General features: G+C 47.7%; 20 protein-coding genes. 4 read left to right on the top strand and 16 right to left on the bottom strand.

The features are described from left to right. Positions 1–74 precede the first annotated feature (74 nt). Positions 75–1,262: an MFS transporter gene (locus ACYVC2_RS21600; protein ID WP_461105614.1), complete on the top strand. Its 1,188-nt coding sequence runs from the start codon at positions 75–77 to the stop codon at positions 1,260–1,262. 423 nt (positions 1,263–1,685) lie between these two features. Here the strand turns inward: ACYVC2_RS21600 and ACYVC2_RS21605 are convergent, their stop codons facing one another. The 9 genes from ACYVC2_RS21605 to ACYVC2_RS21645 all read right to left on the bottom strand — a co-directional run bounded on the left by ACYVC2_RS21605 (position 1,686) and on the right by ACYVC2_RS21645 (position 11,492). Beyond that, on the bottom strand, positions 1,686–2,507 hold the full coding sequence (locus ACYVC2_RS21605) for a DUF4249 domain-containing protein (protein ID WP_461105616.1): 822 nt from the start codon (positions 2,505–2,507) through the stop codon (positions 1,686–1,688). Between the two features lies 1 nt (position 2,508). Further along, a complete protein-coding gene (locus ACYVC2_RS21610; RefSeq protein WP_461105618.1) occupies positions 2,509–3,030 on the bottom strand; it encodes a hypothetical protein in 522 nt (173 codons plus the stop codon). Positions 3,031–3,207: 177 nt separating this feature from the next. Next, on the bottom strand, positions 3,208–4,878 hold the full coding sequence (locus ACYVC2_RS21615; RefSeq protein WP_461105620.1) for a TonB-dependent receptor: 1,671 nt from the start codon (positions 4,876–4,878) through the stop codon (positions 3,208–3,210). Positions 4,879–4,912: 34 nt separating this feature from the next. Continuing rightward, positions 4,913–5,569 (bottom strand): hypothetical protein, encoded by a 657-nt coding sequence (locus tag ACYVC2_RS21620; RefSeq protein WP_461105622.1) that lies wholly within the window; start codon positions 5,567–5,569, stop codon positions 4,913–4,915. Between the two features lie 134 nt (positions 5,570–5,703). Further along, entirely contained in the window at positions 5,704–6,462 is a 759-nt protein-coding gene (locus ACYVC2_RS21625) for a transmembrane-type terpene cyclase (protein WP_461105624.1), read from the bottom strand. A 691-nt stretch (positions 6,463–7,153) separates the two neighbouring features. Further along, on the bottom strand, positions 7,154–8,410 hold the full coding sequence (locus tag ACYVC2_RS21630; protein WP_461105626.1) for a hypothetical protein: 1,257 nt from the start codon (positions 8,408–8,410) through the stop codon (positions 7,154–7,156). Positions 8,411–8,667: 257 nt separating this feature from the next. Next, a complete protein-coding gene (locus ACYVC2_RS21635; RefSeq protein WP_461105628.1) occupies positions 8,668–9,249 on the bottom strand; it encodes a Crp/Fnr family transcriptional regulator in 582 nt (193 codons plus the stop codon). 189 nt (positions 9,250–9,438) lie between these two features. Beyond that, positions 9,439–11,076, bottom strand: coding sequence for a chaperonin GroEL (groL, locus tag ACYVC2_RS21640; protein ID WP_461105630.1), 1,638 nt, complete (start codon positions 11,074–11,076; stop codon positions 9,439–9,441). A gap of 119 nt (positions 11,077–11,195) precedes the next feature. Next, complete coding sequence (locus ACYVC2_RS21645; protein WP_012925587.1) at positions 11,196–11,492, bottom strand: co-chaperone GroES; 297 nt, start codon at positions 11,490–11,492, stop codon at positions 11,196–11,198. Between the two features lie 253 nt (positions 11,493–11,745). On the opposite strand from ACYVC2_RS21645, the gene ACYVC2_RS21650 reads away from it, so the two are divergent. Further along, a complete protein-coding gene (locus ACYVC2_RS21650) occupies positions 11,746–12,453 on the top strand; it encodes a hypothetical protein (protein WP_461105632.1) in 708 nt (235 codons plus the stop codon). 24 nt (positions 12,454–12,477) lie between these two features. Here ACYVC2_RS21650 and ACYVC2_RS21655 read toward each other — a convergent pair whose 3' ends face one another. The 7 genes from ACYVC2_RS21655 to tamL all read right to left on the bottom strand — a co-directional run bounded on the left by ACYVC2_RS21655 (position 12,478) and on the right by tamL (position 21,138). Then, positions 12,478–13,284 (bottom strand): Rpn family recombination-promoting nuclease/putative transposase, encoded by an 807-nt coding sequence (locus ACYVC2_RS21655; RefSeq protein WP_461105634.1) that lies wholly within the window; start codon positions 13,282–13,284, stop codon positions 12,478–12,480. A 175-nt stretch (positions 13,285–13,459) separates the two neighbouring features. After that, on the bottom strand, positions 13,460–13,861 hold the full coding sequence (secG, locus tag ACYVC2_RS21660; RefSeq protein ID WP_461105636.1) for a preprotein translocase subunit SecG: 402 nt from the start codon (positions 13,859–13,861) through the stop codon (positions 13,460–13,462). Between the two features lie 51 nt (positions 13,862–13,912). Beyond that, positions 13,913–14,737 carry a hypothetical protein gene (locus ACYVC2_RS21665; protein ID WP_461105638.1) on the bottom strand — a complete coding sequence of 275 codons (825 nt, stop codon included), beginning with the start codon at positions 14,735–14,737 and terminating at the stop codon, positions 13,913–13,915. 84 nt (positions 14,738–14,821) lie between these two features. Beyond that, entirely contained in the window at positions 14,822–15,343 is a 522-nt protein-coding gene (gene lptE / locus ACYVC2_RS21670; RefSeq protein WP_461105640.1) for an LPS assembly lipoprotein LptE, read from the bottom strand. 28 nt (positions 15,344–15,371) lie between these two features. Then, positions 15,372–16,745: a sigma-54 interaction domain-containing protein gene (locus ACYVC2_RS21675; RefSeq protein ID WP_461105642.1), complete on the bottom strand. Its 1,374-nt coding sequence runs from the start codon at positions 16,743–16,745 to the stop codon at positions 15,372–15,374. A gap of 114 nt (positions 16,746–16,859) precedes the next feature. Further along, positions 16,860–18,368, bottom strand: a complete 1,509-nt coding sequence (locus ACYVC2_RS21680; RefSeq protein ID WP_461105644.1) for a MiaB/RimO family radical SAM methylthiotransferase — start codon at positions 18,366–18,368, stop codon at positions 16,860–16,862. Between the two features lie 235 nt (positions 18,369–18,603). Beyond that, entirely contained in the window at positions 18,604–21,138 is a 2,535-nt protein-coding gene (tamL, locus tag ACYVC2_RS21685) for a translocation and assembly module lipoprotein TamL (RefSeq protein WP_461105646.1), read from the bottom strand. A gap of 118 nt (positions 21,139–21,256) precedes the next feature. Here tamL and ACYVC2_RS21690 point away from each other — a divergent pair, with 118 nt between their 5' ends. Both ACYVC2_RS21690 and ACYVC2_RS21695 read left to right on the top strand, forming a co-directional pair. After that, entirely contained in the window at positions 21,257–22,009 is a 753-nt protein-coding gene (locus ACYVC2_RS21690; protein WP_461105648.1) for a TrmH family RNA methyltransferase, read from the top strand. A 36-nt stretch (positions 22,010–22,045) separates the two neighbouring features. Then, positions 22,046–23,920, top strand: a complete 1,875-nt coding sequence (locus tag ACYVC2_RS21695) for a cytochrome-c peroxidase (RefSeq protein WP_461105650.1) — start codon at positions 22,046–22,048, stop codon at positions 23,918–23,920. The last annotated feature ends 6 nt before the right edge of the window (positions 23,921–23,926 follow it).

The following is a 23,926-nucleotide window of genomic DNA, read 5'->3' on the forward strand; positions in this document are numbered from 1 at the left end:
GTTGTATCATCAGAGCGAACTACTCACTTTTTTATACATTTAGTGCTGGAGACCCTAATTGATCCAGCTACCTCATGGATATAGCCATACCGACGGCACACGTGTTAAAGGCTCGTAAGGCCACCCAGTTGATTTTTCTGGTCTGCGGTCTTGGCATGGCCAGCTGGGCTCCGATGGTTCCTTATGCCAAAGACCGCCTGGCCTTAAACGATGCCAACCTGGGCTTACTGCTGCTGATGCTGGGCGCCGGAGCCATGCTGATGATGCCTACTTCGGGGTGGCTGGTGAGTCGTTTCGGTAGCCGTATCATTATGGCCAGTGCGGTGCTGGTCATGGCGCTGGCGCTGCCCCTGCTGCTTATTCTTCCTTCTACCGCGGCCATGGCCATAACGCTGTTCCTGTTCGGCGCGGGCGTTGGTGCCGTAGACGTAGCGATGAACGCGCATGGAGTACAAGTGCAGAACCTGTACGCAAGCCCCATTATGTCGTCGTTGCATGGCCTCTTTAGCGTGGGCGGATTGTTCGGTTCCCTGGGCTTAGGCTTTCTGATCAAGCTGGGACTCAATCCGGTCTATGCGATTGTCAGTATTGCTACGCTGATGATCCTAATCATGCTAACCCAATACCGGCACTTGTTTCCGGCCGATGTCGAGCGGCAGATTGTTTCCCGGTTCTCTCCGGTAAATGAAGAGCCAACGCCGGGAAAGCGACGCTTTGGGTGGTTGCGTGGCAGTGTTCTTTTTCTGGGCCTGATGTGCTTTGCTGTATTTCTGGCAGAAGGAGCCATCCTCGACTGGAGTGCTATCTTTCTACGGGATATCAAAGGCATGGAGGCAGAGTTGTCGGGAGCTGGTTATGCCGCTTTTTCGGTCGCGATGGCCGTAATGCGGTTGGTGGGCGATAAACTGGTGGCTCGCCTGAATGGGAAAACGGTCGTGGTGGGGGGAAGTTTGCTGGGAGCCGCAGGACTAATCTTGGCTATCCTAAGCCCCTGGGTAGCTGGAGCACTGGCCGGATTTATACTGCTGGGTTTGGGAGTCGCCAATATCGTTCCAATATTCTTCAGCGCAGCAGGCAGATTGACGGGTATAGCTCCAACGGTGAGTATATCGGCCATTACGACGATCGGCTATTCGGGCTTGCTGGCCGGTCCGGCTTTGCTGGGGTTTATTGCCAATCAGTTCTCGCTCTCCGTGGCTTTGGGTTTTGTCGTGTTGCTGTTGTTGGTAGTGGCGTTGGGCTACGGAGCAAAAGGGAACTAAAGAAGTGTCCAGTGTAACTCGGTTAACAGATGGATGCAACCTCAGTATCAGGGATTCCGGACTCTCTCGAAACCAGTACCCAGCTACGTGGTTTAAGGCTATTTAGTTGATCGCCTGCCAGAAGCTTTGGATAATCACTTAGCAGTCGTTGCAATAATCCTCAGGATCATAGCTCGTTTCTCTTAACTCATCAAGTGAGCCGTCCTGATAAAGGTGAAAGATCGTTTTCGCCATTTCTGAATGGGTCGACAAGGGTAGTTTGGAAGGCTATTGATGCAATTTATCGAACAGTCATGCAACAAAAATTCTCCCAAGCATGAGAGCAATTAGAAAGTCCTCTGTATCAATACTATTTCTGGTGGACTTAACAACGGGGAATAGGCAATAACATCTGCGTTATCGCGATGCGTTAACTACAAGAACTCATTTACGAACAACTCTAAAAAGCAACGTATCAGAACTAAGTCCAGTGAATAGACCTAAACCGTTATGTACGGATGAAGTTGGTATGTTCACTAAGGATGACTGGTTTGAAAATCCGCTATTGTAAAGTTTTGCATAATCGGCATTGACACGAAATAAGATAAGTTGGTGAAGCCCAAAATATTGAAATTGAGCCATATTGATCTCAATTGTATTGGTCATAGTGGGCTTACTACTAAAAACGAAAGGGTTGATGTTTTGGCCAGTCGGCGCCGTAACTATAGGCACTGGATGCTTTTCCACGTTATATACAGCTACGTAGTAATACGCGTTATTCGGGTTTGACCAGCTTAATCGAATCGAGGTATTGTTTGTCAACTGATCCCCTAGTTTGTCCGTTATCGTAATGGGTTTCAAAAGAACACTATCAACACTCTGGGAAAACTTTTCAGGCGCTTCTGGTATAGTGGTTTCAGCGGCTATCAGTTGGTCAGCATACGTAAAATTAAGTGTATAAGACTCTCCTGTTTTAATTAGAAACGGTTCGGTCAAGGTGTAAGTGCCAGTGCCCACTGATTTCATCAATTGCGCGTGTTGCTGGTTAGAGAAAGTGAGAGTTAAACCGTCGAGAGGTTCTTCATTATTTTTATTACTATCATAGGAAACGGCTTTCTTTAGCTTAACGCGTACTGGCTTACCTGGGTACAAATAGGCTTCAACCACCACAGAAGCATGGCTTGCGGGGTCTGTAATCACTGGCCTGCAGTGGTAGCTTAAGCCAATAAGTAACACCAAAGCCAGAATTTTCAATGATGATTGCATCTTATCGGAGCTTCACAGAAATGGAAATGCTGGGCGTAAATCCCAGATAATTTAGTTGAGTGGTCAGCAAACTGCTTTCCGTAACCGTATTCTGTTTATCCACCTTATTAAGCATAGCATATTTATAATACCAGACGTTTGTCCGGTCATACAGGTTAAACAGTGAGCCGTTTAGGCTGCCGTGTTTAAATAGGTAGGAAGCTAAGAAATCCAGTCGGTGAAATGACGGGTAACGTCTTTGATTGTAGTTGGTCGTCTGCGGGTAGTATTGCGACGTGCCGTCGGGATAAGTGAGTGCGTAACTACCTGTGATCGCGGTATACGGTCGGCCAGTGGCAAATAGCCATGACAACGAAAAACTCCAGCGATTCAGTGTCAGTAAGCCAGTTGCTTTTAACTCATGACGAACATCAGTATTGGCTGGAAATGTATAATTGACAAAGTCGGGTACACGTTTGTGAGCGTAAGCCAACGAATAACCAAGCCATCCTGTTAGCATACCCACTTTTTTCTGAATCAGCACGTCTACACCGCTGATGTAGCTGGTGCCCGTGTAGAAAGTGGCCTCTGTTGTTTGCTTGAGTAGAGTTTGTGATACATTTACTAATGAAAATCGAGTATCGTTCCAGAGAAGTTTGTGATAGGATTCAATGTCGAAAAGGAATCCCTCTTTCTCGAAAGTCAGGCCAGCAACACTGTGCTAGGCCGAGGTAGGTTTAATCGCTGTAGAACCCGACAGTACCCAAAACCCCCGACTCGATACATCGTCCCGATCGACCTGTTTGGCAAACTGATTGAACAGTCCGGAACTGGCTTTGACTTTGACCGAACGACTATGGGTATGGATCATGGTTAACCGGGGTTCTGGATAAACTCGTCGGCCTGGACCATAATACGACAATCGAAAACCCGCTGTTACCTGCGTTTTCTGATTAAAGAGATGGCTTTCCTGTTGTACAAATACACTAGAAATCAACCCTGCGTTCGCCTGGTTCAAAACAGTAACTGTATCGTTTTGCCGGTAACTAAAATTTATAGATAGACAACTAATCGCCAGACCTATGTCTATTGTGTTATTCCGCTCAGTTCTTAACCTGACTGCCGAATTCACACTGGATTCAGTTAATCGGTTATCTTCCAGTGTTCCATACTTTACGCTGGTAAAGCCTCCCTCCTGCAAGGCGAGGCTGGTCTGGAGGCCGTTGTTTCTCCGGCTGAAATAGTATGAACGGCTTAGAACGGTGTTCAGCGATGTGGTTTTGCTGATTTTAGTCGCCCATTGAACGCTAGCACCTGTATTGCCCCAATGAATCGAATCGGCGTTAATGACACTGACCCCACCAAATACGGGTATATCACTGATACTTGTGTTGTTTGTGTAATCTTTGCCCGTGTAAAAGCTGACTGACAGGCGGTTGGTTGAATTGGCCTGGTAGCTGAATTTCGCATTTAGGTCGTAGAAAGAAGCCTGCAAAGAGTATGAACTGCTAAATTGATTCAGGAAGCCATTTTGCTGTACTCGGTTTGCATCATATACCGAACCAAATAATTTAGTAAACAGCGGACTTTGCCAGGAACGACGAGCGGCTACTAAAAAGGTTGACTTCCGGGAAATAGGACCTTCCACTAAGCCGCTCACGCTCAATAAACCTATTGACGCTTCCGCATTGAAATGTTTTTTATTGCCGTCTCGAACGCTTATATCAACCAACCCTGACACTCTGCCACCATACAACGCCGAGTACCCTCCTTTGCTGAGCTCAATCTGCTTGATCGTGCCTGGGTTGAAGGCACTAAAAAAACCGTGCAGATGATCAACATAATAGATTGGAATCCCATCGTACAGGACCAGATTCTGGTCTGGCGTACTGCCCCGGATATATAACCCTGCCGACGACTGGTTCGATGCACTTATACCAGGTAATAACTGAAAAGACCGAAAGGCATCTTTCTCACCAATAGCAGGTAATTTATTTAGCGCATCAGGGCCGATACTATAGCTGCTGATTGCCTGATTAGCTTTCAGTAATTCAATTTTACTACCTATAATGTTGACTTCCTGAAGATCAACAGAACCGCTCTCTAAACTTATAAGGAGATTCGCATTGGCCGCAGCTATTCGTAACGAACAAGGACGATACCCGACATAGTTTATGTGGATCGTGATCGAGTCGGACGAGGCACTATTCAGCGTAAAAGCGAAATAACCTTCTTTATCGGTAAGGATGTGAATAGATCGTTCTCGAACAGATACCGTAGCGTCAGGAAGGGACTCTTCAGTAGCCCGGTCTATTAGTTTACCCGAAATGATTATGGTCTGTGCTAAACTCGCTCCGGGCAGCAACAATCCCAGCAACCAGGTAGCATACATTTGCCGAAATTGTTTTAGGCCGCTCCGGCCACCGCTATTCATGAACCAGCGTCCCTTTGATGGTAATAATGCCAACTTGGGGTACGTTAAGTACGTTCGATACCATAAGCGTAGCTGTGTCTAGCTGATCAATGGTCGATGTGCCGTCTATACCGAAAACTTTGGTACCCGAAATCGTTATTTTTTTGCCGTTATCAAGCAATTTCCAGCTTCCGTTTTGGATTGGGCTTCCAGTATTGTCCATACCACTAACTGTGCCGTCATCATTGAATTTAACCCGCACAGTAGCGAGCCCGGACGGATCGTCAGATTTACCCCGCTGAAAATCCAGTTGATAGCCCCCACCAACAGCAGATGCCTGATCGAACAACCAGATTTTAGAAGTTAGATTGGGCAAGGATGGATTGACAAGAGTGTCAGATGAGGATTTGCAAGCAACTAGCCACAATCCTGTGAACAGAACAAATACTAGACTGTTACTCAGGAAGGACTCTTTAATAAATCGGATAATAGTTGGGCTAAAAGTCCGTATTAGCTGTATTGCTATATAATATGAGAGGAGAGAAAATAAGGCTCCTAATAAAGAATACGTTATCTTTCTGAGGGAGAAATATCCCCAGATATATGATATAAATATTCCGAAAATTGACCATGCAAAAAATAGGGTATAATCTGGTAGTTTGTGTGCCATTGCAAAATAAAATAAATGGTGTGACGCTCAAAAATATAATTTATAATCGAGTCTTTATCTTATTATTAAATATGTTCTCATATAAGAGTAAACAAGTGAGAAAAGCACGCTTAAACAAGCGTATTTAGGGAAATTTATTTAGTATCTGGTTGTTTTACTAATTGCAGTATAACATCTGGAGATTTTAACGAATCTGCCAAAATACTTTCATTTGTCTCTATGTTATCAGATAAATAAATTAACAGGATGTACCATAAATCGAGTATCAGTGTAGAAATACAGAATACAAACAAGATGAAATTTATGCCATTATAATATAAGTAAATACCCAGCGACATAGACAAAGTACCAAATGCTTTAGCCCATGATATTGCCTTAGACTTAACTGAAGCGCATTTGTATTTAGAAATATATAATTGACTTATGTACAAAACTGACATTAATAGATTTAGAGTATATCCAGATAAAAGTCCTAAATCATCATTACAATAAACTCTCATCATCCAAACAAATAGCAAACCTACCAATAATAAGAGAAAATATTTGAAACTGTATTTTTTTAAAAAACTATAAGAATGATTTTTTAAAAAGAGCTTTAACGAACAATAAGCAATATATATGTCGAGTATAAGCCAAATTGAAGATCCAATTTTATGAAGTATGCCAAGAGGTCCTATTAGAGTGATACTCCAAGCAAATTCCCAAGCTATATTTAATGGTATTATTAATGTGGGAATTTCTACCTTCCCATGACGTTTAGCATTTTGAATAATCTTAACATAGGTATATACCCACAGTAAAAATCCAATACACCAGCATAAAAATACTTTTGTTGAAAAAAGAAAAAAATACCAGTCAAGACATTTGTAAATCTTATCAAACGAATCATTCATAAAACTTAATGAGCAAATATTTAAATTAAACTTGTGTAGAGATTATTAGCAAAATTAAAACAAACCTATCAATCTGTTTATTGTATATGACATTGTAGATTTTAATTAAAATTTTGAATAGCATAAACAAATTCAATAAACACTATCATTGAAACTAAACTGAAGAAGAGAGTTATGAGAAAAGGTTTTATATACAGATAGCCTATTCTATAAGTTAAAAACAAACAAAAACATACCCAAGATAAAAAAAAATATATCTCAGATATATTGTGAGACAAACTGTATAAAAAAAATGGATAGGACGCGAAAAAATATATCTTTAAAAAAGAACCATTTAAAATAATGATGAATGGATACAGGATCAAATAAATACTTTCACCTATAAATTGATAATAAATAAAATAGTGTATCAACTTTGACTTATAAATATTTACAAAGTAAATTGTACTTAAAAAAAAAGTTATCTTTATTAGTACATAAATAATGAGTATTTTATTGTACTCAAACGAGTATATGTTAGAGTCTGTTATGACGCGGCAGATAGTGCCCATAGGTTGAGCAGGTATATAGGATATTTTACTTATGTTTAAAAGAAACAAAATGATACAATTACTTAAGATATATATCCAAAAGCCAGCTATATTACATAAAGCAATAAGCAATTGACTTTTGGATATATTGTTATTACTAATCATTTGAAAGTTGATAATACTTGATTTCGAGGTTTTTCATAGTAAAATATGATATCTTTTGAAAGCTGATTTAATACACTTTGATAATCTTTGTTATTTGGAGCAACTTTTTTGTAATCATTGATCATTGATATAGCTTGATCTCTAAACTCCTTACTTACAACAACTTCTTTATCCTTGCCATTTTGAAGAATAGATGCCGCTTGATAAGCCAATTTAAATAATTGAAGGTGCTTATTTAAATTTTCCATTCTCATCATACCCATTCCTAAAGCAATCCGCCCTACGCGATAGTAGGCATCCACATAATACCTTCCCATCTGTCTCTTCAACAGAAAATTATCTCTAAAGTTATAGGCGGGTTTAATTTCTAGACTCTCAATTGTTGACGCTGCACTCTTGCGAGCATTAGCGACTTTTATTTGGCTATTTGCTGAGCCAATACTGCAATCACTTAGGCAGACCCAAGAGCTACCTTTACTTGGATCAGTTGGGTCATTGTCAATCAAAGCGCAATGAGCATCACTGGCATTCATACCACATGTCCCTGGATCACATGTGCTTTGTGTTTCTAGGGTGCCACTTGGAGATCGTAATAAATCAAGTGAGTAATTCATTACCTGCACATCCAAGCTCGGTGCAAGTTGTGGTTTTATTTTATTAGCAAATAGGAGGTTGGAACTGAAGTAGGTTTTGGGTGTTATGTTGCCTATAAAAGTATAGCTTATTTTACTATCGAAAATAATTCTTCCAATTAGATCTATGCTTTTAGATGAGAAACCCTCTGGATAATATGCTGAAAAGCGTTTGTCTTCAAAAGTTGTTTGCTGGGTTATTGAATAAATCTTGTGGTAATGTTCAAGCCCGTTCTGGAACAGGAAACTAACTCCTTTGATTTGATCAAGTAATATATTATTAGCTGAACCTGTGTGATATAAGACTATGGCATAAGGTACTTCTGACTCGTTAGTTATATCTCCTTGGAGATTTTGTTTCAATGTGGTGAGTACAAATGACATATCTTTATTATTTATCAAAGTCCTCAAACCATTAAGCTGATGATCATCAGCTACACCGCCACGTACTATTGTATTGTTAGTAGTTACTAGGGTCCTACCTACAAAGTTTAAATGAGCAGGTATACTATTAGCAGAGTTAACATTAGACCGAATCATGAAATCCTTATCTTGCTTGCAAGCTGATACAAACAATAATAAGATAGCGAAAATTAAATAGTTTGAAATAATATGTTTCATTTGGGTTTGGGATTTAATTATGTTAAAAAAATATGAATAAAAGCAGGTGGCTACTAGCAAATAGATGAATAAGTAAATTGCTCTCGGTGGGATAGAGTTTGGGCTTTATTTTTCATCTTTTAACATATTGTTTGTTGTTTCAACATTGTACCTTGTCCCAAAGTTAAGACGGTTATGTCTCCTCTGCAATGAAAGTAGACTACATAATGAGTTAATATAAATTAATTAGTGTTTATACATAATTGAAATTATAGCTATTATTGGTTTTTACGAATTCGGTCAGAACGTAGTTTGCTTAGTGTCTGTGGAGTAATGCCCAGAAAAGATGCGATGTATTTTTGAGGCACTCTATTTAATAAAACTTTATGATGTTCTTCGAAGAAGAGTAATCGGTCAATTGCAGAAGTTGATCGTAAAGCACGAAGCCGTTCTTCATAGTGAACCAGATACTGTTCTACCAGGCGGCTCTTCACAATAGCGACTTCTGGATTATTCCGAGTGAGTTCTTCCAAATCATCGTAGGAGATGGAATACAAACTTGATCGCTCAAGTAAATGGACTACTTCAACGGAAGGCTTACGGCCAAAAAAGCTGTGTGGAACAGCGATAAAATTCCCCTCTGCTATAATCCAGGAAGTTATCTCATTCTCGTTATTGTCGCCGTTACCAACATAATAATAGCCTCTGGCTATACCTTTTTCCAGGAAGAAAAGGTCATTATTAATACGACCTGATTGGATGATTATAGACCCTTTTTCATAAGAGCTTTTTATTAATTTAGATGAAATTGTCTGCTGGATACTTTTAGATGGGAATAGAGAATTAATAATGTCGTTCATGTATACAATCGATAGATGCTTTATTACTCCTTGTGCCTGTGACGAAATAATAATCAAAAGTCACTTGTATGTTGTGATCAAGGATGTACTATAGCACTGTCAATAGTAAATCAAAAAGCCTCCGATCTTTCGACCGGAGGCTTTTAAAATTAGGAGAATCTACTATGATCAGATCAATCCCGGTTCAGATTACATCATGCCGCCCATGCCACCTGGGTGACCGTGACCAGCGCCCGCTGCCGGAGCTTCTTCAGGCTCGTCGGCAATGACACATTCGGTCGTCAGCAGCAGACCCGCGATCGACGCTGCGTTTTCCAGCGCCAGACGGGTTACTTTTTTCGGGTCGATGATACCAGCTGCGAACAGATCTTCGAACGTATCGTTCTTCGCGTTGTAGCCGAAACCACCCTGACCATCTTTTACTTTATTTACGATAACTGAGCCTTCGCCACCAGCGTTGGCAACGATCGTACGCAGCGGAGATTCCAGAGCGACGCGGATGATGTTAACCCCCGTTTTCTCGTCTTCGTTGCCGGCCGAAATACTGTCCAGCGCCGAGATCGCCCGGATCAGCGCAATACCACCACCCGTTACGATACCTTCTTCAACGGCAGCGCGGGTTGCGTGCAGCGCATCGTCGACGCGGTCTTTCTTCTCTTTCATTTCTACTTCGGTAGCGGCACCGATGTAGAGGATCGCCACACCACCCGACAGTTTGGCCAGACGCTCCTGCAATTTCTCGCGGTCGTAGTCCGACGTCGTGTTTTCGATTTGGGCTTTGATCTGGTTTACGCGGCCCGTGATGTCATCTTTCGCACCAACGCCGTTTACAACCGTCGTGTTGTCTTTGTCGATCAGGATTTTTTCCGCCTGACCCAGGTAGTCGATCGTTGCGTTTTCGAGTTTGAAACCGCGCTCTTCGCTGATCACCTGACCACCCGTCAGGATCGCGATGTCTTCCAGCATGGCTTTCCGACGATCGCCAAAGCCCGGGGCTTTCACGGCGGCCACTTTCAGCGCACCCCGGATTTTGTTAACAACCAGCGTAGCCAAAGCTTCACCATCGACGTCTTCTGCGATGATCAGCAACGGCCGGCCGGTTTGAGCAACCTGCTCCAGCACGGGCAGCAGCTCTTTCATCGACGATACTTTCTTCTCCGAGATCAGAATGAACGGACGCTCCAGTTCTACTTCCATTTTCTCGGTGTTCGTTACGAAGTAGGGCGACAGGTAGCCGCGGTCGAACTGCATCCCTTCCACGGTTTTTACTTCCGTTTCGGTACCGCGTGCTTCTTCAACCGTGATGACACCCTCTTTGCCTACTTTCTTCATGGCTTCGGCAATCATCTTACCGATTTCTTCGTCGTGGTTAGCCGAGATGGTAGCCACCTGTTCGATTTTACCGAAGTCGTCACCGATTGTCTGCGACTGCTGCGACAGGTTGGTAACAACGGCGATAACGGCTTTGTCGATACCCCGTTTCAGGTCCATCGGGTTAGCGCCGGCGGCCACGTTTTTTGCGCCGATCGAGTAGATCGCCTGCGCCAGCACGGTAGCCGTGGTCGTACCGTCACCGGCTGAGTCAGCCGTTTTCGATGCTACTTCTTTTACTAACTGAGCGCCCATGTTTTCCATGGCGTCTTTCAGTTCAATTTCTTTAGCCACCGTCACACCATCTTTGGTGATGGCAGGCGAGCCGAATTTTTTGTCGAGAATGACGTTCCGACCTTTAGGTCCAAGGGTTACTTTCACCGCGTCGGCCAGGGTATCAACACCCTTTTTGATGCGCTCGCGAGCTTCGGTATCGAAAAATATTTTCTTTGCCATTTTTCTTGGAATGAAGAATTAAAAATGAAGAGTTAAGAATAAGGAGTGAAGACAGGGAAGAATAACTATTCTTCACTTTTCACCGCACGGGCGACCCCGTCTACATTCTTCACTTGATTTTACAGGATTGCGAAAATGTCTGATTCACGCATAATGAGGTACTCTTTGCCATCGACGGTGATTTCTGTGCCAGCATATTTACCGTACAACACCGTATCGCCCACCTGAACCGTCAGCGGCTCATCTTTCTTACCTGCGCCAACGGCAACGACCGTACCACGCTGGGGTTTTTCCTTTGCCGTATCGGGAATGATGATCCCGAACGAGGTTTTTTCTTCAGCCGGGGCGGCTTCTACCAGCACCCGGTCGGCCAGCGGTTTCACGTTCACTTTAACGCTTTCCGTTTCTGCTACCATGATAATGAGTTGATTAAGGTTATTAACTGTTTGTGCGTTTGATAATACACGACGGTTTTGACCTGCCAATTTCTGTGCCAACTCCGGCCAGACTGTCAAATTTTCAGACTTCCGTCTGCCACCCTGCCACCGACTGGTTTAGCTCCTTTTCCTTCGGCAGATTGGATAATTCCCTTCAATAGAATTTGGAAGTTTCCGGACAAATGCCTAATTTAACTAAATCATATACGGTTAAAATGGATTTTTCCGGGCTATGAAAAAGTTACAACCTGACTGGTTTACACAGAACTGGCTCGACGCCGAATATCAGAAATATGTCGTGATGGCATATTTACAGGCGGTTCAGCAGAATTTTACGGAATACAAACTCTGGCCCGATTTGCCCGAACTACGCGATCACTACAATGCTGGTGTTCGGTTTTCGCGGGGCAAAGGTACGCTAAATGCGGCTTTTCCCAAACGAATCAGGCGGGTGACCGGGCCACCCCCCCGCCTTGAATACCAATCGGAACTGGCTGAGCCTTCGTTTATGGCGGAAGTCGATGCGATTATGGAGTTTGCGCTGCCCCGTTTTCAGACCATGCTGACCGAAGGACAGCACCGGTGGGCCGATATTGCCCGCTCGTTGACCCTGTCGCCCGTGGGTATGCTGCCACTCCGACCCGAAGAAGGCTATTTATTGATCCATGCCACGAACCAATCCGAAACTCAGGTTTATTATTTCCACCTGACGCTTTATTCGGAACAGGAACCGGGCGGGCGGCTAGTGAAGCTGCGGTTTGTAGAAGTTGTGCGGAAAAGTCTGGTGAATACCTTCGAGAACATTAAGCTCGATCTGATACGCCGAAATCGATCGTTACCCAATCCGGCAACCTTTATGTTGGAAAGCAATCGTGTCTATCCCGTACAGGAAACGCTGCTCCCCATTGCCCGACAGTTGCTGGCCCAGGCAGTGGCATAAGGTGAACGGAAGGTAGTGTAATGCTTATAGACCAAGGTCTTTCTTTGTCTGTATAACGAGGCTTTTGTCGATTTCCAGGCTATCAGCAATTTCTTCAACGGATAATTTACCCTGCTTTAGCATCCGTTCGACAGCTCTTTTGTCTTTTTCCGTCGCTTGTTGGTTGGCTTTCTGCGTAGCCTCCTCAATCGCTTCCTGTACTGCGTCGGTAATAGCTTGTTTACTTACTCGGATCGATTCGGCATTGATGGCTAATGCCCGCTCATAGGCGAAACGTTCATCGGGTGTCATCTGTCGCTTGTCCAATTCCTCAATTGCTTTCCTTAACCACTCTTCCGTCCAGAATTGAGGGTACTGAGTTGGATCGGTGACGGTATGTATCGTTTTCATCGTGTAAATCAATTTATCCAGATCGCTCGATACGTCGGCGGAGGTTTTCAGAAATTTATCTAATTCTACCGTTATATAGGTGATTTGATCATCAAGCAGCAGGCCCGCTTCGTTTTTGATCGTTCCCACCGTATGAAAGTCAGAATGCCCGAAAATGTTATTGGCTAAGATACCAATGCAATAAATTTTTGTCAAGTTGTTATAATCATAGTCGCCCCTGAGAACCATTGAGTTAAACTTGTGAAATGCGTAAAATTTTAGTCGCTGGAAGAAGTAAGGAGCACTGGATAACTGCATTTCAACAATAAAGTGGGTTCCATTCTCGTCCACACAGGCTACATCATAAATTCCACCCCGACTGTCTTTAACAACGCCATCGAAGGCATTCTTATCAAATTTAACGCTGGCAATAGGTACGCTGTTTTTTGTAAGTGCCTGCAAGGCACGACATAGGAACACCTGGTTTTTTTCGTTGGCGATACCGCTTTAAAACCGTAGTCGGAAACCAGCGGAATAAATAAGGAGTCGATATCATTAGGGCCTATTTTCATATAGTAAACATATGAAAAAAGCCACACCTATCCGGGTGTGGCTCAGCATTTCTTACAGAGAACGGTTACTTCTGCGGAGTCAGGGCCGAGGTTGAAGCGCCTGGCGTAGCAGCTCCTGGAGCCGCCTGGCTGGGCGCTGCGCCGTTAGCAGCATTTGGTGCAGGCGTCGGAGCCGCAGCACCCGGCAGGGTTTGCGTCTGTGCCCGCTCAACGTTGGCGCTGTTGATACCGGCAGCTCCCCGATCGACCATGATGTAGGAGGCCAGGCTTAACACCATCACCCCCACGCCGAGACCCCAGGTAATCTGTTCGAGGAGGTCGGTTGTTTTCTTTACTCCCATCAGTTGGTTGGAACCCATGCCGCCGAATTCGCCGGCCAGCCCGCCACCTTTCGAGTTCTGGATAAGTACGATAAGTATCAGCAGTACGGTAAGTATGCAGATGATGACAATAATTGCGGTTACCATGAAAATCAGTTTCTTTTAGGAAAAGTGTTGTTATCAGTAAACAAGAGTCTTTTATGACGCACGTGAATCGCCCCTTAATTCACTTATTTTTGCCGCAAAGTACGCCTTTTTTTCGGGATTCTTCACCATCAGCTGCTGATAGATTTCAACGGCCTTTTCAACTTTTCCCTGTTTGGCCAGAATCTTGGCGAAACTTTCCGTAATCAGCCCACCACCAACTGCCTTCGTGCGCTTAGTCAGGTCTTCCTGTTCAACAGGTTCGTTGATTTTCGCTTTAACCGGTGAGATACGCGGTTCATTCTTAATAAAACTCTCGATCAGATCGAACTGGCGCTGGCGTTCGATGTCGGCCGCCGAAGGCTCAGCAGGCGCTGGTTCGGCAATCTGCGTCAGGGCGTTCTGTAGCTTCGTTTCGGTCAATGTCGGGTCGTCGGGCGTGGGTACGATCGCCGGTGCTTCTGCCGGTTCGTCGGTTTCGCTGGACCACTGCAGCAAAGCCAGTTTTGGAAAGCCGCTACTTAACCCTGCTCTCGATTTAAAAAGGGCGTAGCTCTCCTGCTGGTAATCGTCGGGTATGGATACGTGTCTGGCCGACAACTCGTTCAGTTTCGTCAGTAGGTTTTCCGACCATTGAAACTCATTGTCGATTAGTTTGCGCAGCGCATTTCGGCTGAGCGCATGAGCGGCCGCCCGACGCACGTACGGGACCGTTTGGCTGCGCTGATGCACGGAAGCCGCTTTAGCCATCAGCGTGTGCAACGACTGACAGTAGGGGTAGGCCGTCAGACTTTCCTGCAACTGCGACAGATCGGTGGGTGTGAGGTCTTCCGGATGAGTGACCCAGTAGGAGAAGGTTTCTTTATCGAGGGCGAGCATGGACGAAAATAAGGATGAAGGACGAATTGTAATTAATATTTTTTTAAAACACCCATCGTTACCGCGCTACGACCGGCCGTGCTACTACCAGTCTGCCGCTGTTTTATTGAAAATATCCAGTACGATCTGGTCCAGAATCAGCGGTACCAGCCGGCTTTCGTTCTGGCTCAACGTCTGATTCTGCGGAAAATCTTTATAAAAAGAAAACGACTGCTCGAAATTCTTGCTCTCGTCTTTGTTATTATAGAACCGAACCAACACCGTGATCTGCAGACGGTTGACAGCCGCCTGATCCTGTGCGGTAGGAGCTACAGCGATCAGGTCATATCCCGTAATGTTACCTTCCAGCAACATATCGCCGTTGGCGGGCACTACCTTCAGGCTGGTGTAGCGCTGATAATATTCTTTCAGCCGCTCGTTGAACGTCAGCGGCAGGTTGGCCGGGCCCCCCGCCGTGGCCAGCACGAAATTATTGACCGTTACGGTCTTGATATCCGGCGACAAGGTCGTTCCGGTAAAGGAATATACTCCGCAGGATTGAATGAAGAATGAAGAGTTAAGAATGAAGAATAAGGACAGGAATCGGACCGGGTTTATATTCTTCATTCTTAACTCTTCATTCTTAACTAAAAACTTACTCTTCATCAATTTCATACTGTTTGATTTTCCGGTATAACGTCCGTTCGGAGATACCGAGCGCCTGGGCTGCGTATTTTCGTTTGTTGTTATTGCGCCGGAGGGCTTTCACGATCATTTCTTTCTCTTGCCGTTCGAGCGAAAGCGAATCGTCCTCTTCGGTTTCGTGCGTAACATCTTCTACTTCGGTTACGTCGTTGATGTCGCCATCCACATCGTCGAAGAGCTGTACCGGCGGGTGGCTCCCGTAACTTTCCGAGGGGGGCGGCACGACGGGCCGGGCCGGGTTTTCTGCTCGAACGGAGCCATTGGTGGCGGGCAGAAAGCGCGTCACCCCAACATCCGACGACGGGCGGCCATCGGGGTCGGGGGTAATGGAATCAAACAGATCTTTATGGTTGTGCAGAATCTGCCGGCCGTCCTGCTCGTTGCCCAGCACGTCGCGAACGAGTTTTTTCAAATCATTGACATCCCGGCGCAGGTCGAACAGAACTTTGTAGAGAAGTTCGCGTTCGGAAAAATTTTCGGCATTGCCGTTTGCCTGCGGAAACAGCGTCAGGGTTCGGTTGGGTTGCTGCGATTGGGGCAGGTATTTGGCCAGCGTCTGACTGTCGACGGCTTTATTTTGTTCCGATTCAAGGATGGAAACCTGTTCGGCAATGTTTTTCAACTGCCGGATATTCCCCGGAAACGGAAAGCTCATCAGCAGTTGTTTGGCATCGTCGGTCAGTTGAAGCGGTTTGATGCGGTAGCGCTCGGCGAAGTCGGTCGTAAATTTGCGAAACAGCAGTTCGATATCCGTACCCCGCTCACGCAGGGGCGGTACGAAAATAGGGACGGTGTTGAGTCGGTAATATAGATCTTCGCGAAACTTGCCTTTGTCTACTGCATCGATTAGGTTGACGTTCGTAGCAGCTACGACGCGCACGTCGGTTTTCTGGGTTTTCGATGAACCGACCCGAATGAATTCGCCGTTTTCCAGCACCCGAAGCAGCCGGGCCTGCGTACCCAACGGCATTTCGCCAATCTCATCCAGAAAAATAGTACCGCCGTTGGTCGTTTCGAAGTAGCCTTTCCGCGAATCGACGGCGCCGGTAAACGAGCCTTTTTCGTGGCCGAACAATTCCGAATCGATGGTTCCCTCCGGAATGGCCCCGCAGTTGATCGCGATAAACTGACCATGTTTGCGGGCGCTCAGGCTGTGGATGATTTTAGAAAACGATTCCTTCCCACTGCCGCTCTCGCCTGTAATCAACACCGTCAGATCGGTAGCCGATACCTGCATGGCGACGTTGATGGCGTAGTTCAGCGCGGGAGCGTTTCCAATTATACCGAAGCGTTGTTTGACGCTCTGAATTTCCTGATTATTCATAAGCTTAATGGATAATGAATAATGGGTAATGAACAATGCGACGTTGGATAACAATACTGGGAGTGGCGTTCAGCCTCTCTTTTCCATTACCTATTATTCATTGTTCATTATCCATTATTCATTTATGACTTCTCCCCGCAATGTTGCCGACGTACATTCGGTGACTAATACATTGACGTACTGGCCTTTATAGTGAGACCCTTTCGGGAAAACCACCATCTTGTTCTGGTCATTCCGACCACACAGAAACTCGTCGGAGCGCTTCGATGGACCTTCGATCAGCACACGCTGCACCTGACCGATGTGGCGCTGGTTGCGCTCGGCCGAATGCGTTAGCTGACGGGCTATAATCTCGTTCAGGCGACGCTTCTTGACATCTTCGGGAATATCGTCGGCGTATTTTTTTGCTGCCAGCGTTCCGGGCCGCTCCGAGTAAGCGAACATATAGGCATAATCGTACCGCACGAAATCCATAAGCGACAGCGACTCCTGATGTTCTTCTTCGGTTTCGGTGCAGAAGCCCGAAATCATATCGGTCGAAATACCGCAGTCTTCACCCAGAATCCGGCGGATACTTCTGATTTTGTCTTCGTACCAGGGCCGGTCGTAGGTCCGGTTCATCAGCTTCAGTACCCGGCTGTTGCCGCTCTGGGCGGGCAGGTGAATGTACTTGCAGATATTATCGTAGCGGGCCATCGTGTACAGCACGTCGTCGGTAATGTCTTTCGGGTGCGAGGTCGAAAAGCGTACGCGCAGATCCGGGTGAATCTGGGCAACCCGTTCGAGCAGGTTGGCGAAGGTGACCGGAGCGGAGGGGGTAGGGGAAAGGGCAGAGGGCATGGTGTTGGCTTCGGCATCAGCAATCTCCCCCTGCCCCGAGCCCTCCGCCGATTCGTCGGACCGCCCCTGCCATTTATACGAGTCTACGTTCTGGCCCAGCAGCGTCACTTCCCGATAGCCCTGATCGAACAGATCCTGAGCTTCGCGAACGATGCTATGCGGATCGCGACTACGTTCGCGCCCGCGCGTGAACGGCACCACGCAGAAACTGCACATGTTATCGCAGCCCCGCATGATCGAAACAAAGGCCGTTACGCCATTGGAGTTCAGGCGGATAGGCGAGATATCGGCATAGGTTTCTTCGCGGGATAAGAAAACGTTCACGGCTTTCTGCCCCGATTCGGCTTCTTCCACCAGCTTCGGAATATCGCGGTAAGCATCCGGGCCCGCCACGATGTCGACTACTTTTTCTTCTTCTAAAAGCTTGGTTTTCAGTCGTTCGGCCATGCAGCCCAGCATCCCGACCAGTAGTTCGGGCTTCTGGCGTTTGAGACCGGTAAGGTGCTTCAGCCGATGCCGGACCTTCTGTTCGGCATTGTCACGTATTGCACACGTATTGAGGAAAATCAGATCAGCTTCGTCGGCCGACGAGGTGGTTGCAAAACCAGCGTTGCGCATCACAGCCGCGACAATCTCACTGTCGGCAAAGTTCATCTGACAGCCGTAGCTTTCGATGTACAGTAATTTTTTGCCTACCGCAGGCTCGTCTTCGGAGACACGGGGCGAATCAATCTGTTCTTTATCAGCAGCTTGAAGAATTGTCAGTTCGGGAATAAGCGTCATAATAGTACATCGTCTTCAGTCGATAGTGGTCAGCAGTTGTCAACTGAAGACGATGTACTATCGACTGTTTTTACAAAATTACGAAGAAAGCCTCGATAAAACTGTCATTTTGGCAGAGAACGACCGTTAAAATCTCTTAACGGATAGGAAGGCGGACGAATGACGTACTGACTGGATAACTGGTGTCCAGAGAGCAGGCTTAGATGCACCTCTCCTGGTTAGACTTGCTTACCAATCAGAAAGGGTAACCGATCCCAAAGTTGATCACCAGCGGATTGGGGCCGCTCGACAGTTGCTTGAGTGAGAATTTAGGCAGAATGAACCGGTCATCTACGGGCCCCTGTTTTTCATCCACGTATTTTCGGGCCGGGTCCCAGACCTTGATTCCGCCGTCGAAGCGAATAACGAAGAATGAGAAGTCGAAACGAAGCCCTACGCCCGTACCGACCGCAATCTGCGGAATGAACGTATCGAACTGGAAAGCTGATTCGGGGCGGGTCGAGTTGTTGCTGAGCGTCCAGACATTGCCCGCATCGATAAAAAGAGCACCGTTTACATCGGCACCCAGGTGAAACAGCCGTCCGCGGAGTTCGGCAGACCCTTCAAAAAGAATATTGCCAGGCTGTTCGAATAAGTAAACGAACTGACCGGTAGAGGTAATGTTAGGTTGTTTGGGGTTATCGGCCCGGTAAGGGAAAGCCGCCCCCGGCCCCAGCCGCCGGGGTAGCCACGCCCGGACGCTGTTGCTACCACCCGCAAAAAAGAACTTTTCGTACGGCACAAGGTTGTTTGGTCCGTAGCCAAAGGCTATACCCGTATTGACTCGAAAAGCCAGGGTTGTCCGATTCCGAACCGGAATGTAGTAGCGGTAATCGACGTTGGCCCGCAGAAATTTATACAGTTGCAGACCAATACCCGTACTGGTATCGCTCCATCGGTTGACGGTTTTATTCGAAACCAGATTCAGGGTTGTACCGCCTGATTCGAAAACGGTACGCAGGAAGCTGGCGCGCCGATTCTGACCCGGAATGTTGGTGTTGTAGGTATAGGCGAAGCTTAGGCTGGAACTGAGCGAACGTCGGAAAAAGTTTAGATAAACGGTACTTCCCTGGGCGGTCAGGGCGTTGAGCTGATCCCTGAAAGCACTACTGATCACGGAGTTAGTGCCGTCGCCGGCGTTGATCAGGTTGATATCCGCAATCAGAAAACTAAACTGTTTGGTCGCCGTCGTTTGCCAGTTGTACGACATCGTTGCCCGCAGCAGCGAGCGCCGGAAATCAGGTCGGAACGAGTTGTTGAAACTCAGGCTGACCTGTGTACGGGGCGCATACCGGTTGAAGCCAAAACGGAGTCGGCCCGGAAACAAAATCTGTGGAAAGGTGAGCGAACTACTTACCCCTAGCTCCTGAGACGTGTATACGGTCCGATCGAGGTTATTGGGGTCTGCCACAAAACCGGTTTGTGCTTCCAGCCCGAAGCGGACCGAGGTTTCGAAGGTTTCGAGGCCCCCGAACATGTTGCGCACCCGGAAAATAAGGCTACCGAACCCGCCCGGATACCCTTGTCCCTGATACAGCAAACCCGTGACCCCGCCCTCGGCCGTGGCTTCGTATTTATCGAGGGGGGTAGCTGTAATGAGCGTTTGCAACTGGCGGTTGGTAGTGTCGATGAAATTGACGTTGACAAATTTAAACTGGTTCAGCAGAAAGAGTTGGCGCTGGGTATCCCGGTAATTGCTCTGGCTGTAGAGCTGATGCGGACGGAGCAGAATTTTTGAGCTCAGCAACCGAAGAGAGATATCCCGCCCCCCCAGCAAATACCGGATGCCGTTCCGACTGACGGTGTCATGGTCGACCATGGTTGCGGCTGGATGCGCAGCATCCGGTACATCGGCGCCGGAACGGATTTGTACTTCTACCTCACCGATGTGGTAGATCGGGTGTGCCGATTGCCCCGGTGGATTAATGATCTGTAAGGCAATATCGACGCTCCGGCGCGTGGAGTCGCCGGGTTCGAGGCCTTGCTGGAACCGGCGATCGTGTCCGCGCCGGACCGTATCGACGTCCGTTGCCCGGACGTACTGACGCGAAAAGTTGTAGTAGCCCTGATCCCGCAGCAGCGATTCGATCCGGAGTCGTTCGCCCGACATATTGTCGAAATCGAAGCGGTCGCCTACCCGAAGCCGTGATTTATCGAACGACTGCCGAACGATGGAATCGACCCGTGGATCGGCGATCTGGTACGTGATGTTGCGCAGGTAAAAGCCTTCTTTTTCCCTGATTAGGTAATTGACCCGAATCTGACGCCGGCGAAGGGTATCGAGGGTATAGGTGGTTTGCCCGTTAAAAAACCCTTTGTCGACCAGGTACTTCTGCATCTTACCGGCATTCGCCTTCGCGTCGGCTTCGGCGAAGTAGGAGGGTGGTTCGCCCAGGCTTCGCATGAGCCAGTTGCCTTCTTCGGCTTTCAGGCGGAGCCGTTTCAACTGGCGGCCGTAGCGCCGGTTGAGTGCTTTGAGGGCCTGGGGTTGATTGGCCAGTAACTGACTTTGCTGTTCAAATTCGTTAGTTTTGTCCTGTAGGTCACGCAGAGCCGCTTCGCGGTTGTAGCGCCGTTGACCCAGCTGATAAAACCAGAGCGGGGGCGTAATGGGTAAGCCCAGAATCCGGCGGTTCGGTTTTTGCGGGATCAGACTTTCGAGCGCTTCGCTGGAAACCGTGCGATTACCCCGTACGGTTTGCGAGGTAAGCAGGTATTCTTTAGAGCTCAAACAACCGGACAGGCAAAAAATTAGTGAAGAATGAAGAATGAAGAATGCAAAATAAAGTCGAAGGGAATTCCGTCGATTATTCTTCAATTTACATTCTTCATTCTTCATTCTTTTCATCATGCTTTCCAAAAATCAACTTAAATATATTCAGTCGCTGCATCAGAAAAAATACCGGCAGCAGCACGGGACATTTCTGGTCGAAGGAGCCAAGAGTGTTCAGGAGGTATTACGGTCTAACTTCCAAACGGAGCTGGTGGTTGCCACTGAAACATTTTACAAAGAAAATGCGCACCTGACAGATCACCAACGAACACCCGTCGAAATTGCCTCCGTAGCCGAACTCGAACGGGCCGGTACACTCGAAAGTAACAACGCTGCGCTGGCTGTTGTCAGAACGAAAGAAAACCGCCCCCTATTGGCTGAGCCCGATGAGATTGCGTTAATTTTGGATGATATCCGGGATCCCGGTAATCTGGGTACCATTCTGCGGATTGCCGACTGGTATGGGGTTCGGAAAATTCTCTGCTCCGAAACCACCGCCGACGTGTACAACCCCAAAGTGATTTCGGCCAGTAAGGGTTCTTTCACGAGGGTAGAGTGGTGGTACGGCGACATCGGGGAGGTACTTCGTCAGACCCCATTGGCCGTCTACGGCGCATTTTTGGATGGATCCGACGTACATACGCTACCCTTTGGCCGGTCAGGCTACCTGGTGATGGGCAACGAATCCAATGGTATTGGCCCGGATAAGGCCCGGTTCGTAACCCAGCGTGTAACCATTCCGCGTTATGGCGAGGCCGAATCGCTCAACGTGGGCATTGCTACGGCGGTATTGCTGGATAACATCCGGCGGGTCAATCCGATAACCTGATCGTAACACAGGTCTTACCTGCAAAACAACCCATTTATGTACCGGTCAGTAGGTCTGCTTTTCCTGATGGTGGCGATGGCGGCCTTTCTGCCCCAGGAGGGTTCGCGCGAGCAAAAGCCTGTATACCAGCAGTTCCTGACCGATAAGATTCAGTTTCATCAACAGGTTCAGCAACTGGCCAGCTACGTACTGGCCGACGAATCCGTCGATTCACTGCAGGCGGCTTTCAAACGGTGCCGCCAGGATTATAAGCGGATCGAATGGTTGCTCGACTATTTTCAGCCGTTTCTGGCCGGTCACGTCAACGGGCCACCCGTAGTGGAAGTCGAAGGGGATGAACCAGGCCAAACGCCCATTTTACCGACGGGGTTGCAAGTGATTGAACCGTATTTGTTTCCGGCTTACGACACGACGCAGAAAGCATCCCTGATTCGCGAACTGAGTACGCTGATGGCCTATTCGTCCCGACTGGAGCAGGGCATTCCCGCCGATCAACTGACGGATGCCGCGATTCTGGAAGCGATGCGGCAGCAGCTGTTCCGCCTTGTATCGCTGGGTATTACGGGCTACGATGCCCCGGAGACAAAAACGGGAATTGCCGAAGCGGCTGTGTCGGTCCTGACCCTTCAGCAGGCTTTTCAGCTCTATGCAGAGAAACTTCCGGAAGCCCTGAAGAGTGAGCTGGCCCAACGCTGGCATGCGACCATTCAGACCCTGGAGCGAGCCCCCAATTTTGCGGCTTTCGACCGGGTTTCGTTTATCCGGCTTCAACTGTATCCGCTTTGCCGCTCGTTGCAGCAGGCGCGTCAGATACTCGGCATTCCGGCGCCGGTGGGGAGTCGGTTTTTGTCACCGGTGGTAGCGACCTTATCCGACTCTGGGGCTTTCCGACCCGATTTCCTGATCAATTTTGGTTCGTTTGCCAGCACCCCCGCGAAGGTAGCGCTGGGACGAATTTTGTTTTTCGATCCGCTGCTGTCGGGCAACAACGCCCGGAGCTGCGCTTCCTGCCACCAGCCTGAACGGGCCTTCACCGATGGCCGCGCCAAAAGTCGGGCGTTTAGTGGGCGTAAACCAGTCATCCGAAATGCACCAACCTTGCTGAATGCAGGCTTGCAAAGCGCTCATTTCTATGACACCCGGGTGTTTTTTCTGGAAGATCAGGCGCATGACGTGCTGAGCAACGCCCACGAGATGAATACTTCGCCCGACGAAGTAGTGCGGAAACTATCGGCCAGCAGCGAGTATAGAAAACGGTTTGCGGAAGCCTTTCCGACCGGACTGACGGCTCCCAACATCCGGAATGCACTGGCGTCGTACATCCGCAGCCTGACGAGTTTAAACGCCCGCCCTGACCAATATCTGCGGGGCGAGTCGGTGAGCCTGTCGGCCGACGAACAGCTCGGTTTCAATCTGTTTCTGGGAAAAGCACGTTGTGCGACCTGCCATTTCTTTCCGATTTATAATGGGTTCGTGCCTCCGCATTACGAAAAAACGGAAAGTGAAATCATCGGGGTGCCGCGTCGGCGAAAGACCCGCAACGCCCGCCTTGACGAAGATCCGGGTCGGTTTGCGACGTATAAAAAAGACCTGCACCGGTTTTCTTTCAAAACCCCGACGGTGCGGAACGCGGGGCTGACGGCGCCGTACATGCACAACGGAACGTATAAAACGCTGGATCAGGTCGTCGATTTCTACAACCGGGGTGGTGGTCGGGGAATCGGTATTCAACTGCAAAACCAGACATTGCCCGAAGATCCGCTGAACCTGACAGCCGCCGAACAAAAAGCGCTGGTGCGGTTCATGCTGGCCTTGACCGATACGACCGGACTGACGCAGCGCCCCCGCCAGCTACCGGCGGTTGACGGAAACAAAACCCTGACCGAGCGGAGGATAGGTGGCCGGTATTGAGCCCGG

It is taken from the genome of Spirosoma koreense, from assembly GCF_054777875.1.

Excerpts from the sequence above, each read along its gene's own strand:
- ACYVC2_RS21620 (WP_461105622.1), bottom strand. The coding sequence starts at position 5,569 with ATGGCACACAAACTACCAGATTATACCCTATTTTTTGCATGGTCAATT.
- ACYVC2_RS21645 (WP_012925587.1), bottom strand. The coding sequence starts at position 11,492 with ATGGTAGCAGAAACGGAAAGCGTTAAAGTGAACGTGAAACCGCTGGCC.
- ACYVC2_RS21690 (WP_461105648.1), top strand. The coding sequence starts at position 21,257 with ATGCTTTCCAAAAATCAACTTAAATATATTCAGTCGCTGCATCAGAAA.
- groL (WP_461105630.1), bottom strand. The coding sequence starts at position 11,076 with ATGGCAAAGAAAATATTTTTCGATACCGAAGCTCGCGAGCGCATCAAA.
- ACYVC2_RS21675 (WP_461105642.1), bottom strand. The coding sequence starts at position 16,745 with ATGAATAATCAGGAAATTCAGAGCGTCAAACAACGCTTCGGTATAATT.
- ACYVC2_RS21615 (WP_461105620.1), bottom strand. The coding sequence starts at position 4,878 with ATGTATGCTACCTGGTTGCTGGGATTGTTGCTGCCCGGAGCGAGTTTA.
- ACYVC2_RS21630 (WP_461105626.1), bottom strand. The coding sequence starts at position 8,410 with ATGAAACATATTATTTCAAACTATTTAATTTTCGCTATCTTATTATTG.
- ACYVC2_RS21600 (WP_461105614.1), top strand. The coding sequence starts at position 75 with ATGGATATAGCCATACCGACGGCACACGTGTTAAAGGCTCGTAAGGCC.
- lptE (WP_461105640.1), bottom strand. The coding sequence starts at position 15,343 with ATGAAGAATATAAACCCGGTCCGATTCCTGTCCTTATTCTTCATTCTT.
- ACYVC2_RS21695 (WP_461105650.1), top strand. The coding sequence starts at position 22,046 with ATGTACCGGTCAGTAGGTCTGCTTTTCCTGATGGTGGCGATGGCGGCC.
- ACYVC2_RS21665 (WP_461105638.1), bottom strand. The coding sequence starts at position 14,737 with ATGCTCGCCCTCGATAAAGAAACCTTCTCCTACTGGGTCACTCATCCG.
- ACYVC2_RS21605 (WP_461105616.1), bottom strand. The coding sequence starts at position 2,507 with ATGCAATCATCATTGAAAATTCTGGCTTTGGTGTTACTTATTGGCTTA.
- secG (WP_461105636.1), bottom strand. The coding sequence starts at position 13,861 with ATGGTAACCGCAATTATTGTCATCATCTGCATACTTACCGTACTGCTG.
- ACYVC2_RS21635 (WP_461105628.1), bottom strand. The coding sequence starts at position 9,249 with ATGAACGACATTATTAATTCTCTATTCCCATCTAAAAGTATCCAGCAG.
- ACYVC2_RS21625 (WP_461105624.1), bottom strand. The coding sequence starts at position 6,462 with ATGAATGATTCGTTTGATAAGATTTACAAATGTCTTGACTGGTATTTT.
- ACYVC2_RS21650 (WP_461105632.1), top strand. The coding sequence starts at position 11,746 with ATGAAAAAGTTACAACCTGACTGGTTTACACAGAACTGGCTCGACGCC.
- ACYVC2_RS21680 (WP_461105644.1), bottom strand. The coding sequence starts at position 18,368 with ATGACGCTTATTCCCGAACTGACAATTCTTCAAGCTGCTGATAAAGAA.